The following is a 16,987-nucleotide window of genomic DNA, read 5'->3' as shown; positions in this document are numbered from 1 at the left end:
CCCCCGGGCTGGGGCCTCAGGCGCCCAGGTCCACGCACAGGTACTTGATTTCGAGGTATTCCTCGATGCCGTACTTGGAACCTTCACGGCCCAGGCCAGACTGCTTGACGCCGCCGAACGGGCCGACTTCGTTGGAAATCAGGCCGGTGTTGATGCCTACGATGCCGTATTCCAGCGCTTCGGACACGCGCCAGATGCGGGCGTAGTCGCGCGTGAAGAAGTACGCGGCCAGACCGAAGATGGTGTCATTGGCCATGCCGATGACTTCTTCTTCGGTGTCGAAGCGGAACAGCGGGGCTACCGGGCCGAAGGTTTCTTCGGTGGCAAAGCGCATCGATTGCGTCACGTCGCGCACCACCGTGGGTTCGAAGAACGTGCCGCCCAGCGCATGCGGCTTGCCGCCGGCAATGACCTTGGCGCCGTGCGAGGTGGCGTCGGCGATGTGCTCTTGCACCTTTTCGATGGCGTTGGTGTCGATCAGCGGGCCTTGCGTGACGCCGTCTTCAAAGCCGTCGCCGACCTTCATGGCGTTGACCTTGGCGACCAGGCGCGTGGCGATTTCCTCGTACACGCCGGCTTGCACGTAGATGCGGTTGGCGCAGACGCACGTCTGGCCGGCGTTGCGGTACTTCGAGGCCAGGATGCCGTCAACCGCGCGGTCCAGGTCGGCGTCGTCGAACACGATGAACGGCGCGTTGCCGCCCAGTTCCAGCGACAGCTTCTTGATTGTGGGCGCGCATTGCTCCATCAGCGTGCGGCCCACTTCGGTGGAACCCGTGAAGCTCAGCTTGCGCACCACATCGCTTTCGCACAGCGCTGCGCCGATATCGCGCGAGCTGCCGGTGATGACGTGGAACACGCCTGCCGGAACGCCGGCTTCTTCGGCCAGCACGGCCAGCGCCAGTGCCGTCAGCGGCGTCTGCTGCGCCGGCTTGACTACCATCGTGCAGCCGGCGGCCAGTGCCGGGCCGACCTTGCGGGTGATCATGGCGGCCGGGAAGTTCCACGGCGTGATGGCGGCGGTGACGCCAATGGGCTGCTTCAGCGCCAACAGGCGTTGGCCGGCCTTCGGGCTTTGCAGCACGTCGCCGTCGATGCGCTTGGCTTCTTCGGCAAACCATTCCAGGAACGATGCGGCGTAGGCGATTTCGCCTGCGGCCTCGGTCACCGGCTTGCCTTGTTCCGACGTCATGATTGCAGCCAGGTCTTGCTGGTTCTGCATCATCAGCTGCGACCACTTCAGCAGGATCGCGGCGCGTTCCTTGCCGGTCTTGGCGCTCCAGGCGGGCAACGCGGCCTGCGCGCTGGCGATGGCCTGTTCGGTTTCCTTGCGGCCCAGCTTGGGCACGGACACGATGGTCTTGCCGGTGGACGGGTTGTCAACCGGGATCGATGCGCCGTTGCCGGCGCCAACCCACTTGCCGTCGATGTAGCAGGCGTCGCGCAGCAGATCGGGGCGCGACAGGGGATGGGTCAATGCGGTCATTATTGAAGTCTCCTTGATTGGGATTCAACGGGGCCAAGGCAGCGAAGAAAGCGCAACAGTAAAGCGCAACAGTAAAGCGCAGCGGGCGCGGCGGAAAGATCCGCAACGCCCGCAATCACCGTGCCTGTGGCCCCTTGAACAGGGTTCAGGCCGAGACCGTTACGCTGCCAGTGCGTCGGACAGAATCTCCAGCGCGCGGTCGAACTGCGCGTCGGGGATGGTCAGCGGGTACAGGAAACGCAGCACGTTGCCGTAAACGCCGCAGCTCAACAGGATAAGCCCTTGTTCCAGCGCGCGGGCCTGCACGCGCTTGACGGCTTCAGCGTCCGGCTTGCCGTTGGCGTCGTTCAGTTCCAGTGCCACCATCGAACCCAGGCCGCGCACGTCGGCAATGGCCGGCACCTTGGCGCGCAGGCCTTCCAGGTGGGCGCGCAGCTTCTCGCCCAGCACGTTGGCGCGGTCGCACAGTTTTTCTTCGGCAATCACGTCCAGCACGGCATGGGCCGCGGCCACCGCCAGCGGGTTGCCGGCGTACGTGCCGCCCAGGCCGCCCGCTGCCGGGCCGTCCATGACGTCGGCACGGCCGCCCACGCCCGAGATCGGGAAGCCGCCGCCCAGGCTCTTGGCCATGGTGATCAGGTCGGCTTGCACCGAGTGGTGTTCCATGGCGTAGAGCTTGCCGGTGCGGCCAAAGCCCGTCTGCACTTCGTCGGCGATCAGCAGGATGCCGTGCTCGTCGCAGAGCTTGCGCAGCGCGCTCATCAGTTCGGGCGGGGTGATGTTGAAGCCGCCTTCGCCTTGCACCGGTTCAATGATGATCGCGGCGACGCGCTTGGGGTCGATGTCGCACTTGAACAGCAGGTCCAGCGCCTTGAGCGAGTCGGCAACGGTGATGGACTGCGTGGCGTTGGGGAACGGCACGTGATAGATGTCGCCGGGCATCGGGCCGAACGACAGCTTGTACGGGGCAACCTTGCCGGTCAGCGCCATGCCCAGCATGGTGCGGCCGTGGAACGAACCCGAGAACGCGATGACGCCCGAACGGCTCGTGGACGAACGTGCGATCTTGATGGCGTTTTCAACGGCTTCGACGCCGGTGGTGAAGAAGGCGGTTTTCTTCAGGCCGTCGATGGGGGCCAGGCGGTTGATGCGTTCGGCCAGCGAAATGTAGCTTTCGTACGGAACGATCTGGTAGGCCGTGTGCGTGAAGTTGTCCAGCTGGGCGGCCACGGCGGCCTTGACCTTGGGGTGCAGGTGGCCGGTGTTGAGCACCGCGATGCCGCCCGCGAAATCGATGTATTCCTTGCCGTTGGCGTCCCACAGCGTGGCGTTCTCGGCGCGCACCGCGTAGAAGTCGCACATGACGCCAACGCCGCGCGGCGTGGCCAAAGAACGGCGGGTATTCAGGTCTTGATTCTTCATCTCAGCCTCGATGAACAGGGTGGGCGGGAAAACCTTATTTAATGCTACGATGGCCCCATTTGTGGGAACCACTTTGATAAAACAGGTAGAACCAATTGCGGTCCATTGTAGGTGACTTGCTGCTGCTGCGTCTGGCGGACGGATCCAGCGAGCCCATGAACAAGCGCTTGTACCGTGGGATACGCGAAGCGATCCTGGATGGAGCCATTGCCGCGGACTCACGTTTGCCCGCGTCCCGCGACCTGGCAACAGAGCTGGGCATTGCTCGCAATACCGTGGTCCACGTCTATAGCCAGTTGCTTGCCGAGGGCTATACGCGCAGCCGCCAGGGCAACGGCACATTCGTGAATGCGTCGGTGCCTGATTCCTACCTGGCCAGCGGGCGGCGCCTGCGCCAGCCCGCGCAGGCGCAACCGGGGCCCGCGCTGTCACCACGCGGCGCGGCCATTGTCGAAGGCGTGTCGGCTTCGCCCTACCAGTGGGGCGCCTTCATGCCCGGCGTGCCCGACCTGACCGAATTTCCCCACAAGAAATTTGGCCGCATCGTCAGCAATCTATGGCGCAACCCGTCGCCCGATCTCTTGACCTATGCCTACGGCGGCGGCCTGCCCGCGTTGCGCGAAGCGCTGGCCCAGCATCTGGCGCTGACGCGTTCCATCGACTGCGACCCTGATCAGATCATCATCACCGAAGGTTCGCACCAGGCCATCGACCTGACTACGCGCATCCTGGGCGAAGCCGGCGAAACCGCCTGGGTCGAAGACCCGGGCTACTGGGGCGCGCGCACCATCCTGCAAGTCAACGGCCTGCACACCGTGCACCTGCCGGTGGACGAAGAGGGCATGCGCCTGCCCGAGCCCGGCGGCACGCCGCCGCGCTTCATCTTCGTCACGCCGTCGCATCAATATCCGCTGGGTCCGGTGATGTCGCTGGCGCGTCGCCGGCAGTTGCTGGCCGTGGCGCGGCAAAGCGGCAGCTGGATCATCGAAGACGATTACGACAGCGAATTCCGCTTCTCGGGCCGGCCCATTGCCTCATTGCTGGGGCTGGAACCCAACGCGCCCGTCATCTATATGGGCACGTTCAGCAAGACGCTGTACCCGGGCTTGCGCGTGGGCTATCTGGTCTTGCCCAAGCCGCTGACCGCCGCGTTCCAGGCCGCGCACGCCGAGCTGTATCGCGAAGGCCATCTCATGACGCACGCGGCGCTGGCCACCTTCATTTCCGAAGGCCATTACGCCGCGCACATCCGCCGCATGCGCATGCTGTACGGGCGGCGCCGCGCGATGCTGGTCAATTTGATCGAACGCCGGCTGGGGCCGGAATGGCTGCATCGCGACGCCAGCATGGCCGGTCTGCACCTGGTGCTGACCCTGCCGCCGGACATGGACGACCTGCGGGTGGTGGACGTGGCGCGCGGCAAGGGGGTGCTGACGCGCGCGCTGTCGCGCTACTACGTCAATGCCGAAGGGCGGCGGCCCGGCCTGCTGCTGGGTTATGCCTGTGTGCCCGAACACGATATTGCGCGCAAGTTTGAAGTGCTGCTGGAAAGCCTGGCTGAAGTGGCCCGCAAGCCCGCGGCCGCTTGACGCGGCCCGCCTAGAACAGCGGCAGCGCCGCGCCGAATGCCGCCGCGTTGCGCATGCCCTGGTCTTCGAAGTTGGTGTTGAAAACGGCATGCGCCTGGCTGCTTTGCGTGGCCAGCCGCGTGAAGCGTTCAACCAGTTCGGCAAGCTCCTGCTCTGTGTATTCATACTGAAAGCGGCCCGACGACGCGCTGCCCGACGCGTTCCATGCATCGGCATTGCGGCCATGCAGTCGCAGCAGCGTCAGATCGGGATGCGTGCTTTCCCAGATGGCGGGCACGGTATTTTCAAAGCCCCGCGGCGCGTCCACCACCGTATGCACCACGCCCAGATCGCGTTCGAAAGCCAGCGTGTCGGCGATGGCGCCCGGGCTGTCGAACCAGCTGCGATGGCGAAATTCCACCGAAATCAGATGCTCTTGCATGCGCGCCGCGCAGTCGGCCACGTGCGCGCGTCCCCGCGCGTCGCGCCGGATCCACGGGGGAAATTGAAAATGCACCGCGCCCAGCTTGCCCGGCATCCGCAGCGGTTCCAGCGCCAGTTGGTAGCGGCGCCACATTTCGTCGCGCAGGTCTTCGGGCATCTGGCGGTGGTAGATGATTGGGTCCGGCCAATCGTCAAGCTCGCGCGCGATGTCCCCGGGCAGGGCAGCCAGCGGCGTCTGGTGGCCGGTGAACAAGCGGAACGCCTTGATGTTGAAGACGAAGTCATCCGGCGTGCGCTGCGCCCACAGGTAGGCATTGTTGGCCGAGGGCAGGGCGTAGTAGCTGGAATCGATTTCCGCCATCGAAAAGCGCGACGCGTAAAAGCGCAGCCGCGCCTCGGCGCCGCGCGCGTCGGGCGGATAAAAGCGCCCGCAGGCAAGCAGGGTAGGATCGGTCCAGGAGGCGGTGCCGGTCAGGATACGCATGACAAAAGGGTGGCGGATGGGGCGTGGGGCAGGGCGACGACGCTGCTATGATAGCTGGATAAATAGCCAGTCATTTGGCCTACTTGCCGCCATGCCCGACCACGACCCCTCTCCCAACACCCGCCCCGATCCCCTTGCCGATCTGAACCCCGCCCAGCGCGAAGCCGCCGAATACGGCGTTAAGTCGGGCTTAAGCGCGGGCTCAAGCGCGGGCTCAAGCGCAGGCTCAAGCGCAGGCTCAAGCGCAGGCTCAAGCACGGGCCTGGGTTCTGGCTTGAGTTCGCCCGCGGACGCGGCGGCCGACGACGGCCCGCTGCTGGTGATCGCCGGGGCCGGCTCCGGCAAGACCAACACGCTGGCGCACCGCGTGGCCCACCTGATCCTGAACGGCGCCGACCCCCAGCGCATGCTGCTGCTGACGTTCTCGCGCCGCGCGGCCCAGGAAATGGACCGGCGCGTGGGCTCGGTGTTGCAACGCGTGATGAACCTGCGCGGATCGCAGCAGGCGCCGTCGCTGCCTTGGGCAGGCACCTTCCACGCAATCGGCGCGCGGCTGCTGCGCGACTGCGCACTGCGCATCGGCCTGTCTGAAGCGTTCACCATTCATGATCGCGGCGACGCCGAAGACCTGATGGGCATGGTCCGCCATGAACAAGGCCTGTCATCCACCAAATCCCGATTTCCCTTGAAGGGCACCTGCCTGGCGATTTATTCGCGCGTGGTCAACAGCCAGACCCCGGTGGCCGACGTGCTGAAAACGTCATTCCCCTGGTGCGCGCAGTGGGAAGAAGAATTGAAGACGCTGTTTCGCGGCTATGTGGCCGCCAAGCAGGACCAGCAGGTGCTCGACTACGACGACCTGCTGCTGTATTGGTCCGAGATGATGACGGACCCGGGCATCGCCGCCGATGTGGGCGCGCGCTTTGACCACGTGCTGGTGGATGAATACCAGGACACGAACCGCCTGCAATCCGCCATTCTGCTGGCCATGAAGCCCGACGGGCGCGGCCTGACGGTGGTGGGCGATGACGCGCAATCCATCTATTCGTTCCGCGCCGCCACCGTGCGCAACATCCTGGATTTTCCCGCGCAGTTTCCCAAACCCGCCCGCGTCATCACGCTGGACCGCAACTACCGGTCGACCCAGCCCATCCTGAATGCGTCCAACGCCGTGATCGGCCTGGCCACCGAACGCTTCGCCAAAGACCTCTGGACCGATCGCGTCTCGTCGCAGTTGCCCGAACTGGTCACCGTCAGCGACGAAGCCGGGCAGGCGCGTTGGGTCGCCGACCAGGTGCTGGCGCAGCGCGAGGGCGGCGCCACCCTGAAGTCGCAAGCCGCGCTGTTTCGCACGGCCAGCCATAGCGCCGCGTTGGAACTGGAGCTGACCCGGCGCAATATTCCCTTCGTCAAGTTTGGCGGGCTGCGCTTTCTGGAAGCCGCGCATGTCAAGGACCTGCTGTCGCTGTTGCGTTGGGCCGAGAACCCGCGTGGTCGCATGGCGGGTTTTCGCGTCGCGCAACTGATGCCCGGCATCGGCCCGGCCACCGCCGGCAAGCTGATGGACGCCATGGCCGCCAGCCCCGAGCCGCTGCGCGCGCTGCGCGAGTTCAAACCCGGCGCGGCGGCCCAGCAGGAATGGGGCGCCTTCGCCGACACCTATGCGGCCCTGTGCGACCCGGGCCTGCGCTGGCCCGCCGACGTGGATCTGGCGCTGCGCTGGTACGCCGGCCAGCTTGAACGCCTGTATGACGATGCGCGGGTGCGCAAGACCGACCTGGACCAGCTGGTGCGGCTGGCGGCGGGCTACCCGTCGCGCGAACGCTTTTTGACCGAGTTGACGCTGGATCCCCCCGACGCCACCAGCGACGAATCCGGCGCGCCCTCGCGCGACGAGGACTACATGATCCTGTCCACCATTCACTCGGCCAAGGGCCAGGAATGGAAGGCTGTTTATGTGCTGAACGTGGTCGATGGCTGCATCCCGTCCGACATGAGCACCGGCACCGCCGAAGAGATCGAAGAAGAACGGCGCCTGTTGTACGTGGCCATGACGCGCGCCAAGGAACGGCTGCAACTGATCGTGCCGCAGCGCTTTTACGTGCACCAGCAGACGGGCATGGGCGACCGCCATGTGTACGGTTCGCGCACGCGCTACATCACCAACGCCATGCTGCCGCTGTTTGAACACCTGCCCCGGCCGCCGGCGCTGGGCGACCTGCCTGCCGGCGCGCAGCCCAAAGAGGCGCAGGCTCCGGCCATCGACGTCACCCGCAGGGTGCGCAACCTGTTCTCATAGCCTGCGCTATCATCGGCCGATGCCATAAGTTGTGCCGTAGGGCTCGCATTGCCAAAGGGTATCCATGTCTGCTGAAGAGAATTTCGCCGACGTCCACAAGGGCGAGGTGGTGGCGTCCATCGCCTATGTGAACGGCCGCCGCGACCGCGAAGTACCCATCGATGAAGTCGGGCAGCACATCGGCCGGTATAGCAGCCAGAACAGTGGCCAATCAAGCGGACTAAGCCCCGGGCAACCGCCCGGCATGCTGTGGATCGGCCTGCGCAACCCCACGCCCGAATTGCTGGCCCGCGTCACGGGTGAATTGGGCGCTTGTGGCAAGAACCAGGAAGAGATGCTTGAGCCGCATCGGCGGCCCAAGATCATCGACTACGGCAACATGGTCCTGATCGTGACCATCACCGTCGAGGTCGAGGCCGAACGGCCCGTCTTCGGCGAAACCCAGCTCTTGATCGGCGACGGCTTTCTGGTCACCGTGCGGCGCGGCGCCACCGCGGCGCACAGCCCGCTGCGCGAACGTCTGGAAGCCTCGCCCGACCTGCTCAAGCGCGGCAGCGACTACGTGGCGTCCGAAGTGCTGGACTGGCTGGTTGACCGCTACGTGGCGGCGGCCGGCAAGATCGAAAGCGTGGTCGAAGGCGCCGAACAGAAGCTGCTGATCCGTGGCGCCAAGGATTCCGATATCCGCAAGCTGTATCGCCAGCGCCGCGACCTGTTGCGCATCCACACCGTCGTGTCGCCGATGGCGGAAATCTGCCGTCGACTGGCGCGCGTCGAGATGTCGGCGGTGGACGAGCACGCTCGCCCGTATTTCGGCGAAGTCGCCGACCGCGTCCTGCGTGTGGACGAGCTGTTCAATGCGCTGCGGGAATCGCTGGCGTTCGCCTTCGAAGCCAGCCTGATGATCGGCCAGGCGGCGCAGAACGACACGACGCGCAAGCTGGCGTCCTGGGCCGCCATCCTGGCCGTGCCCACCGCGATTGCCGGCATCTATGGCATGAACTTCGAGTTCATGCCGGAACTGAAGTCGCCCTGGGGCTATCCCATCACGCTGGGCGTCATCGCGTCGATCTGTTCGGTTCTGTACTGGCGGTTCCGCAAGTCCGGCTGGCTATAAAGGGCGGGCAGGCAACCACGCGCACGCCAGGTCAGGAAGCAAGCCTGGGCGGCTGGGGGGCGAGACGTTCGGCAGGGCAAGCGACCGGGACATTTCCGTACGCTGTATTTGCCGAAATGCGGACCGCCTGTGGCACACTTGCCGCGTTTCTTACCTGGAGCCCGGCCGGTGCGTGGCAAACCCCCATTTCGCGGCGGCGGCAAGCTGACCGCCCTGATCATTGCCTTGATTCTTGCGGCGGCCGGCGCCATCGTCAATTGGCTACAGCCGTCGGGCCAGGGCGATTCATCCAGCCCGTCGCGCCCGCCCTCGGCCGACGCGCGCCCGCCCTCGGCCGACGGCATACCGCCCGGCAGCTACACGCTGACCGGCGCGATCGTCAATGTGGCCGACGGCGACACCGTCACGCTGCGCGCACGCGACGGCCAGCGGCGCATTCGCATGGACAGCATCGATGCGCCTGAAGAAGGCCATGGCGCTGATCAGCCCGGCCAGCCCTTTGCCGAAGCATCCCGCAAGAACCTGGCGGATCTGGTCGCCGGCAAGACCCTGACCGCCCAATGCTACGAACAAGACCAGTACGGCCGCGACGTGTGCGCGCTGATTCTGGATGACGGCCGCTCGGCCAACCGTTTGCAGGTGCAGTCCGGCTACGCCTGGGCCTACACGGCCAGACGCGGCGATTACCTGCGCGACAAGGCCATGACGGGTTTGCAACGCCAAGCCCAGGACGCCAAGCGCGGCCTTTGGGCCAAAGAGGGCGCCATGCAACCCTGGAAGTGGCGCTATGACTGCTGGCGCCAGCGCCAGTGCGGGTGATGGGCGGCGGCGGCCGTCCCTTGGCCCCGCTAGGGCATGCCTGGGTACTGGCTGCGTCCCGCCTTTGCTATCCTCTGTCGCAACGTTTTGAAGGGAAGGTTTCCATGCTTGCAATGAAGCGGCTCAGGGCGACAGCCATGCTGATGTTGCTGGCGCTGGCGGGCTGCTCTCAAGAAAGCCCGATCAACAGCCCGTATCCGTCCGGCGCCGAAAGCCAGAACACGCTTTATTCCGCGTTTGTCCAGCGTTCGCCCAAATACCTGGACCCGGCAAGCTCTTATTCCGGCGACGAAACCCCTTATACCTACAACATCTACGAGCCGTTGTACGGGTATCACTACCTGAAACGGCCCTACGAGCTGGTGCCGCGCGCCGCGCAAACCATTGATCCGCCGCAGTATCTGGACGCTCAGGGCAAGCCCTTGCCCGCCGATGCGCCGGGCGAACAAATCGCTGAAAGCATCTACGACATCAAGATCCGCCCAGGCGTGCGCTACCAGCCGCACCCCGCGTTCGCCCGCAAGACGGACGGCAGCTACGACTACTTTCCGATTTCCGAAGACGACCTAAAAGACAAGTACTACATCCCCGACTTTCCGCGCACCGGCACGCGCGAGCTGACGGCGGACGACTACGTCTATGCGTTTCGCCGGCTGGCCAGCCCGCGCGTGGTGTCGCCCATCTATTCGGTGATGGCGGACCACGTGGTCGGCATGCAGGAATACGGCGACCGCCTGCGCAAGCGCGACCAGGAACTGCGCCGCGACCTGCCCGGCGGCGGCGCCGCGTCGTGGCTGGACTTGCGCGACGCCGACGGCTTCACCGGCATCCAGGCGCTGGACCCGCACACGCTGCGCATCCGCGTCAAAGGCAAGTACCCGCAGTTCAAGTACTGGCTGGCGATGACCTTCACGGCACCCATCCCCTGGGAGGCCGACCGCTTCTACAGCCAGCCCGGCATGGCCGCGCATGATCTGTCGTTGAACACCTGGCCGGTCGGCACCGGACCGTACATGATGGCGGAATCGTTGCAGAACCGGCGCCACGTGCTGGTGCGCAACCCCAACTTCCATGGCGAAGCCTACCCCTGCGAAGGCGAACCCGGCGACAAGGAAGCGGGCATGCTGGCTGATTGCGGCAGGCCCACGCCCTTCATCGACCGCGCGGTCTTCAGCCTGGAAAAAGAAGCCATCCCGCTGATCGGCAAATTCATGCAGGGCTACTACGACGTGCCGCAAATCGAACGCGGCGAATACGGGGTGGCCATGCTGGTGGCGGCGGGCGACAGCCAGGACAAGGCCAAACAGTACCGCGAACACGGCATCCGCCTGCCTACCACGGTGGAAACCGCCAACTGGTACATGGGCTTTAACTGGCTGGACCCGGTGGTGGGCAAGGGCGACACGCCCGAGCAGGCGGAAAAGAACCGCAAGCTGCGCCAGGCCATCAGCATCGTGTTCGACTGGGAAGAATTTGTCACGGTCTTTGAAAACGATCAGGCGTCCGTGGCCCAGGGCCCGGTGCCTCCCGGCGTGCTGGGCTACCGCGATCCGCCTGAAGGCGTGAACCCGGTGGTGTACGACCTGGTCGACGGCAAACCCGTGCGCAAGTCCGTCGACGTGGCCAAGCGCCTCTTGGCCGAAGCTGGCTACCCGGACGGCCGCAACGCCAAGACCGGCGCGCCGCTGGTGCTGTATTACGACGCCATGCAGGGCGGCGGGTCGAACCCGCGTTTTGACTGGATGCGCCGGCAGATGGCCAAGATCGGCGTGCAGCTGGACGTGCGTTCTACCGACTACAACCGCTTTCAGGACAAGATGAAACGCGGCGCCGCGCAGATCTTCCTGTGGGGCTGGAACGCGGATTACCCGGACGCCGAGAACTTTCTGTTTCTGCTGTACGGCCCCAACGCCAAGGCGCGCGGGGGCGGCGAAAACGCGGCCAACTACGAAAGCCCGGAATTCGACAAGCTGTTCGAACAGATGAAGTTCCTGGACGACGGCCCCGAGAAAGAACAGCTGATCGCCAAGATGGTGGCGGTGGTGCAGCGGGATGCGCCCTGGATGTTCGGCTATTTTCCGATGTCGGGCGGCGCCTATCAGCAGTGGGTCGGCAACGCCAAACCCACGCAGATGGTGCGCAATACCCTGCAATACATGAAGATCGATCCCGCGCTGCGCCAGCAGAAGATCGATGAATGGAACGTCCCAAGATGGTGGCCCATCGGCCTGTTCGTGCTGCTGTTGGCGCTGGCGATCTGGCCTTCGTACGTGGCGCTTAAACGCCGCGAACGCCAGACCGCCTTCGGCCCGGCTGTCCGCAAGGAGCATCAATCATGATCGGCTATGTCATTCGCCGGCTGTTGTATGGCGTGCTGATTCTGATCGGCGTCAACCTGTTCACGTTCATCCTGTTCTTTGCCGTGAATACGCCCGACGACATGGCGCGCCTGGCCATCGGCGGCCAGCGCGCCAGCCAGGACGCGGTGGAAAAATGGAAGGTGGAACGCGGCTACGACAAACCGCTGTTCTTCAACGAACGCGCGCAGGGCACGGCGCAATTGACCGACACCATCTTCTACCAGCGCTCGGTGCCGCTGCTGGCCATGGAATTCGGCGCATCGGACAGCGGGCGCGACATCGGCCGCGAGATCCAGACCCGCATGGGCCCCAGCCTGGCGCTGGCCGTGCCCACCTTCATCCTGGGCCTGTTTGTCAGCATCGTTTTTTCATTGACGCTGGTGTATTTTCGCGCCACGCGGCTGGACTTCTGGGGCGTGGTCGTCTGCGTGCTGCTGCTGTCCATTTCCAGCCTGTTCTACATCATCGCGGGGCAGTGGGTGTTTGCCAAACTGATGCGGCTGGTGCCGTTCTCGGGATTTTCAGGCGGGCTGGACGTGGTCAAGTTCCTGGCGCTGCCGGTGCTGATCGCGATTGTGTCGCGGCTGGGGCCCGAGGCGCGCTTCTACCGCACGCTGTTCCTGGAAGAAATCGGCAAGGACTACGTGCGCACCGCGCGCGCCAAGGGCCTGGCCGAACGCGTCGTGCTGTTTCGGCACGTGCTGCGCAACGCAATGCTGCCCATCCTGACCAGCACGGTGGCCGCCTTGCCGCTGCTGTTCATGGGCAGCCTGATCGCCGAATCTTTCTTCGGCATCCCCGGCCTGGGCAGCTACACCATCGACGCCATCAACGCGCAGGACTTTTCGGTGGTGCGCGCCATGGTGTTCCTGGGCGCCGCGCTCTACATCGTGGGGCTGATCCTGGCCGACATTTCCTACACGCTGGCTGACCCCCGCGTTCGATTCGAGTAGCCGCCATGCCCAAGATCGTCTTCCTTTGGACCGACATCGCGCTGTGGCTCATGGTGCTGGGGGCGCTGGCCTATGTCTGGCACGTGCGCCGCAGCCCGAATCTGCGCGCCACTTGGGGGCGTGTCGCGCGTGACACGCCGGCAATGTGCTCGGCCGTCATTCTTGCCGCGTTCACCGTGGTGGGGCTGCTGGATTCCGTGCACTATCGCCCGCAACTTCCGCCCGCGCCCGGCGCCGCCGCCGACGCGGCGCCCATCTACGCGCCCGTGGTCAAGTCGGCGCTTGACGGTCTGCTGGCCGGCACCGTGCTGACGCAACCCGAAAGAAACTACTCGCAGCCCTTGGCCGTGAAGCTGTTCCTGAAAGAAACCATGCTGGTCAACGACAAGCCGGTGCGAGACTTCCCGCGCCTGCGCGGCGCCGCCACGCACGTGACCGATCCGGATACCCAGCATGTGCCTGACGTGTTGAAGCGCCTGGGCTGGGGGCTGGCCGGCGGCCTGGCGGTGGCGTTGCTATGCGCCGCCGTGCTGTTTGCCTTGCTGGCGCGGCGCGCGCGGTCGGGCAGGCAGGCGGCGCGGATTTTGCTGGCCGGCGATTCCGACGTGCCCTGGCGCGCGATGGCCATCACGTTCACCTTGCTGTGCCTGACGGCGGGGGGGCTGGCCGGCCTGTCCAGCGGCTACCACGCGCTGGGCACCGACCGCATCGGCAACGACGTGCTGTGGCAAGCGCTGAAAAGCATCCGCACGGCGCTTGTCATCGGCAGCCTGACCACCATCGCCATGCTGCCGCCCGCCATCATCTTCGGCATCGCGGCCGGGTATTTCAAGGGCAAGGTCGACGACGCCATCCAGTACCTGTACACCACCATCACATCAATTCCCGGCGTGCTGCTGGTGGCCGCCTGCGCGCTGATGATGCAGGTGTACATCGACAACCATGCCGACCTGTTCGACACCTCTGTCGCCCGCGCCGACCTGCGTCTGTTCCTGCTGTGCATGATTCTTGGGCTGACCGGCTGGGCCGGCCTGTGCCGTCTGCTGCGCGCCGAAACCCTGAAGCTGCGCGAGCTGGAATACGTGCAGGCGGCGCGTGCATTCGGCGTGTCGCACTGGCGCATCATGACGCGCCACCTGCTGCCCAACGTGGCGCATCTGGTGCTGATTACGGTGGTGCTGGAATTCTCGGGGCTGGTCCTGTACGAGGCCGTGCTGTCTTACCTGGGCATCGGCGTGGACCCCAGCATGAATTCCTTTGGTTCGATGATTGACGGGGCGCGCCTGGAAATGTCGCGCGATCCCATGATCTGGTGGAGCCTGATGACCGCATTCCTGTTCATGCTGGCGCTGGTGCTGGCGGCCAACCTGTTTGCCGATGCCGTGCGCGACGCGTTCGATCCGCGTACGCGCCGCTACAAACCCAGCCGCATGGCGCGCCTGGGCGGCTGGTTTGGCCGCCGCCAGACGCTGGCCGCCGAGCCGCGTCCGTCGAAATCCGGAGAAGCGCCATGAGCCAGGATTCCATCTTGCTGGACGTACGCGGCCTGGACGTGGACATAGCCGGGGAAAGCGGCATGACGCACGCGGTCAAGCGCCTGGAGCTGGCCATTTCGCAACGCCAGACCTTCGCGCTGGTGGGCGAATCGGGTTGCGGCAAGAGCATGACGGCGCTGGCGCTGTTGCGCTTGCTGCCCGACGCGGGCCGCATCGTGGGCGGGCAGATCGACCTGGATGGCCAGGACCTGAACCGCCTGCCGGAAAGCGCAATGCGCGGCGTGCGTGGCGGCCGTATCGGCATCATCTTCCAGGAGCCGTCCACCAGCCTGAACCCGGTCATGCGCGTGGGCGACCAGATCATTGAAACGCTGACGGCGCATACGCCTTTGCGCGGCGCGACGGCGCGCGCGCGTGCCATCGACTGGCTGCGCCGCGTGGGCATTCCCGAGCCCGAGCGCCGTGTGGACGACTACCCATTCCAGTTTTCGGGCGGGCAGAAGCAGCGCGTGATGATCGCCATCGCCTTGGCGGCCGAGCCGCTGCTGTTGATCGCCGACGAGCCCACCACCGCACTGGACGTGACCGTGCAGGCGCAGGTGCTGGACTTGCTGGCCGACATCCAGCGCGAAATGGGCATGGCGGTGATGTTGATCACGCACGATCTGGCCGTGGTCAAGAACGTGGCGCATCACGTCGCGCTGATGCGTGGCGGTGAAATCGTGGAAAGCGCCAGCGCCGAGGAATTCTTCCGCGCGCCCAAGCATCCGTATGCACGCCAGTTGTTCGACGCCATTCCCACCTTCGACAAACGTGGTGCGCCGCTGTCCCGGCAAGGCCGCGAGGCCGGCGCCGGCAAGGCAGAGCGCGCCCGCCCACGCGCGCCCGGTAACGCGGGCGACATGGTGCTGGACGTACAAGACCTGAAGGTGCATTACCCCGTGCGCAAGGGGCCTTTGCGGCGTGTCGTGTCCTGGGTCAAGGCGGTGGACGGCGTTACCTTTACGCTGCGCGCGGGCGAGACGCTGGCCCTGCTGGGCGAGTCCGGTTGCGGCAAGACAACCACCGGCAAGGCACTGTTGCGCCTGATCGACGGCGCGCGCATTTCGGGCCGCGCCATGCTGCAAGGCAAGGACTTGCTGACGGCCGACCGCCGCACGCTGCGCGATCTGCGGCAAGACATCCAGATCGTGTTCCAGGACCCTTACGCATCGCTGGACCCGCGCATGCGCGTGGGCGACATCCTGGATGAAGGTTTGGCATCGCTACGGCGTTCGATGAGCGCCCAGGCACGCGCCTCCCATGCCGCGCAGTTGATCGAACGCGTCGGCCTGCCGGCCAACACGCTAACGCGCTACCCGCACGAATTTTCCGGCGGGCAACGCCAACGCATCGCCATCGCGCGGGCGCTTGCCGTCGAGCCCAAGGTGCTGATCTGCGACGAACCCACGTCCGCGCTGGACGTGTCGGTGCAGGCGCAGATCCTGGACCTGCTGCGTGAACTCCAGGACGAGCTGGGCATCGCCTATCTGTTCATCACGCATAACTTCGGGGTGGTGGAATATCTGGCCGACCGCATCGCGGTCATGGACGGCGGACGCATCGTCGAGCTTGGCGACGCCGATACCGTGCTGCATGCGCCACGCCAGCCACTGACCCAGCGTTTGCTTGCGGCCGTGCCGCGCTTGCAGTTCGGCCCATGAAAAACGCGCCCTGATCCGGGAGAATCAGGGCGCGTGGCGGGGTGGCGTCCTGGTGAGACGCCCGCCGCGTCAAAGCTCGTGATGGGACGTCGGCGTTTCCAGCCAGACCAGGGTGTCGTGCCGCAAGGCGCGCACGCATTGCGCCAGGAAGGCATGCACGGTTTCCAGTTCGGCGGTGTCGTAGCGTCGCGCCATCAACATCACCGCGTCGGCGACCCACTGGCGCTCCTGCGCCAGGTGCTGGCACTGTTCCTCGACCGGCCGGATCACGATCATCCGGCGGTCCAGCGGGTGGCGGCCGCGCTGCACATAACCAGCCGCCTCCAGCCGGTTGATCAAGGCGGTGGCGCCACCCGAGCTGATTCCCATCAACTGAGCCAGTTGCCCGGTGGGCAAGGCGTCGAACTCCATCACCAGTTCCAGCGCTTTCAGATCCGCCAGGGGGATGCCCAGCTTGTCCGCCAGGGCCGACTGGCACGCGGCGTTGTACACCGAGAACTGTCGTCCCAACATCAGGGCGATATCGTCGAGCATGCCCGGTCGCAATTCATTCGTGCGGGATTCTGGCATCACGGTCACATGCTCATGGTGGGCGATCGTTTCTTGTTGCAGCATGATTTCGCTCCTAGGCGGATCAGTTGTTTACTTTTTGGCCAGACCGCCGAGCAAACCGCCCAGCAATCCGCCGTTGGCAGCGCCACCCGAGGTGCCGCCCGCCGTTGAACCGCCGTTCAAGCTGCTGGTAACCCCACCCAGCAGACCGCCCAGCAGACCCCCGTTGCTTGCCGCGCCGGCACCCGCCGCGCCGCCGGCTGCCGCACCGGCCCCGGCGCCGG

13 protein-coding genes are annotated in these 16,987 nt (G+C 65.5%); 8 read left to right on the top strand and 5 right to left on the bottom strand.

The window, feature by feature from the left end; translation table 11 throughout:
* Nucleotides 1-16 precede the first annotated feature (16 nt).
* Together ACNPP0_RS28480 and ACNPP0_RS28475 are read right to left on the bottom strand one after the other, a co-directional pair.
* Entirely contained in the window at nt 17-1,486 is a 1,470-nt protein-coding gene (locus ACNPP0_RS28480) for an NAD-dependent succinate-semialdehyde dehydrogenase (protein ID WP_219990574.1), read from the bottom strand.
* 159 nt (nt 1,487-1,645) lie between these two features.
* Nucleotides 1,646-2,908: a 4-aminobutyrate--2-oxoglutarate transaminase gene (locus ACNPP0_RS28475; RefSeq protein ID WP_448707777.1), complete on the bottom strand. Its 1,263-nt coding sequence runs from the start codon at nt 2,906-2,908 to the stop codon at nt 1,646-1,648.
* A gap of 95 nt (nt 2,909-3,003) precedes the next feature.
* Between ACNPP0_RS28475 and pdxR the strand changes: the two genes are divergently transcribed.
* Complete coding sequence (gene pdxR / locus ACNPP0_RS28470) at nt 3,004-4,497, top strand: MocR-like pyridoxine biosynthesis transcription factor PdxR (protein WP_442880371.1); 1,494 nt, start codon at nt 3,004-3,006, stop codon at nt 4,495-4,497.
* Nucleotides 4,498-4,507: 10 nt separating this feature from the next.
* Here pdxR and ACNPP0_RS28465 read toward each other — a convergent pair whose 3' ends face one another.
* Nucleotides 4,508-5,404, bottom strand: coding sequence for a DUF72 domain-containing protein (locus ACNPP0_RS28465; RefSeq protein ID WP_332611985.1), 897 nt, complete (start codon nt 5,402-5,404; stop codon nt 4,508-4,510).
* 91 nt (nt 5,405-5,495) lie between these two features.
* On the opposite strand from ACNPP0_RS28465, the gene ACNPP0_RS28460 reads away from it, so the two are divergent.
* From ACNPP0_RS28460 to ACNPP0_RS28430, 7 genes are all read left to right on the top strand, one after another.
* Nucleotides 5,496-7,703 (top strand): ATP-dependent helicase, encoded by a 2,208-nt coding sequence (locus tag ACNPP0_RS28460; protein WP_332611986.1) that lies wholly within the window; start codon nt 5,496-5,498, stop codon nt 7,701-7,703.
* 64 nt (nt 7,704-7,767) lie between these two features.
* Entirely contained in the window at nt 7,768-8,820 is a 1,053-nt protein-coding gene (locus ACNPP0_RS28455) for a magnesium and cobalt transport protein CorA (RefSeq protein WP_332611988.1), read from the top strand.
* A gap of 168 nt (nt 8,821-8,988) precedes the next feature.
* On the top strand, nt 8,989-9,639 hold the full coding sequence (locus ACNPP0_RS28450; protein ID WP_448707776.1) for a thermonuclease family protein: 651 nt from the start codon (nt 8,989-8,991) through the stop codon (nt 9,637-9,639).
* A gap of 104 nt (nt 9,640-9,743) precedes the next feature.
* Complete coding sequence (locus tag ACNPP0_RS28445) at nt 9,744-11,978, top strand: ABC transporter substrate-binding protein (RefSeq protein WP_448707775.1); 2,235 nt, start codon at nt 9,744-9,746, stop codon at nt 11,976-11,978.
* Nucleotides 11,975-12,952, top strand: coding sequence for an ABC transporter permease (locus tag ACNPP0_RS28440; protein ID WP_104144273.1), 978 nt, complete (start codon nt 11,975-11,977; stop codon nt 12,950-12,952). The genes ACNPP0_RS28445 and ACNPP0_RS28440 overlap by 4 nt, the downstream gene beginning before the upstream one ends.
* Before the next feature lie 5 nt (nt 12,953-12,957).
* Nucleotides 12,958-14,466: an ABC transporter permease gene (locus ACNPP0_RS28435; protein WP_448707774.1), complete on the top strand. Its 1,509-nt coding sequence runs from the start codon at nt 12,958-12,960 to the stop codon at nt 14,464-14,466.
* Nucleotides 14,463-16,151: an ABC transporter ATP-binding protein gene (locus tag ACNPP0_RS28430; RefSeq protein WP_448707773.1), complete on the top strand. Its 1,689-nt coding sequence runs from the start codon at nt 14,463-14,465 to the stop codon at nt 16,149-16,151. Before ACNPP0_RS28435 ends, ACNPP0_RS28430 begins: the two co-directional genes overlap by 4 nt.
* Before the next feature lie 69 nt (nt 16,152-16,220).
* Here the strand turns inward: ACNPP0_RS28430 and ACNPP0_RS28425 are convergent, their stop codons facing one another.
* Together ACNPP0_RS28425 and ACNPP0_RS28420 are read right to left on the bottom strand one after the other, a co-directional pair.
* Nucleotides 16,221-16,766: a MarR family winged helix-turn-helix transcriptional regulator gene (locus tag ACNPP0_RS28425; RefSeq protein ID WP_332611993.1), complete on the bottom strand. Its 546-nt coding sequence runs from the start codon at nt 16,764-16,766 to the stop codon at nt 16,221-16,223.
* A 27-nt stretch (nt 16,767-16,793) separates the two neighbouring features.
* Nucleotides 16,794-16,987, bottom strand: a 194-nt coding sequence (locus ACNPP0_RS28420; protein WP_448707772.1) for a hypothetical protein, incomplete at its 5' end; no start/stop codon positions are given.

It is taken from the genome of Achromobacter semiaridum (genome assembly GCF_053543755.1).
The sequence above is the reverse complement of the archived record's forward strand: the minus strand, read 5'-3'. Positions and strand labels throughout refer to the sequence as shown.

What these genes read in the sequence shown, in the direction of transcription:
- ACNPP0_RS28480 (WP_219990574.1), bottom strand. Translation starts at nt 1,486, where the DNA reads ATGACCGCATTGACCCATCCCCTGTCGCGCCCCGATCTGCTGCGCGAC.
- ACNPP0_RS28430 (WP_448707773.1), top strand. Translation starts at nt 14,463, where the DNA reads ATGAGCCAGGATTCCATCTTGCTGGACGTACGCGGCCTGGACGTGGAC.
- ACNPP0_RS28460 (WP_332611986.1), top strand. Translation starts at nt 5,496, where the DNA reads ATGCCCGACCACGACCCCTCTCCCAACACCCGCCCCGATCCCCTTGCC.
- ACNPP0_RS28435 (WP_448707774.1), top strand. Translation starts at nt 12,958, where the DNA reads ATGCCCAAGATCGTCTTCCTTTGGACCGACATCGCGCTGTGGCTCATG.
- ACNPP0_RS28475 (WP_448707777.1), bottom strand. Translation starts at nt 2,908, where the DNA reads ATGAAGAATCAAGACCTGAATACCCGCCGTTCTTTGGCCACGCCGCGC.
- ACNPP0_RS28425 (WP_332611993.1), bottom strand. Translation starts at nt 16,766, where the DNA reads ATGCTGCAACAAGAAACGATCGCCCACCATGAGCATGTGACCGTGATG.
- ACNPP0_RS28465 (WP_332611985.1), bottom strand. Translation starts at nt 5,404, where the DNA reads ATGCGTATCCTGACCGGCACCGCCTCCTGGACCGATCCTACCCTGCTT.
- ACNPP0_RS28455 (WP_332611988.1), top strand. Translation starts at nt 7,768, where the DNA reads ATGTCTGCTGAAGAGAATTTCGCCGACGTCCACAAGGGCGAGGTGGTG.
- ACNPP0_RS28440 (WP_104144273.1), top strand. Translation starts at nt 11,975, where the DNA reads ATGATCGGCTATGTCATTCGCCGGCTGTTGTATGGCGTGCTGATTCTG.
- ACNPP0_RS28445 (WP_448707775.1), top strand. Translation starts at nt 9,744, where the DNA reads ATGCTTGCAATGAAGCGGCTCAGGGCGACAGCCATGCTGATGTTGCTG.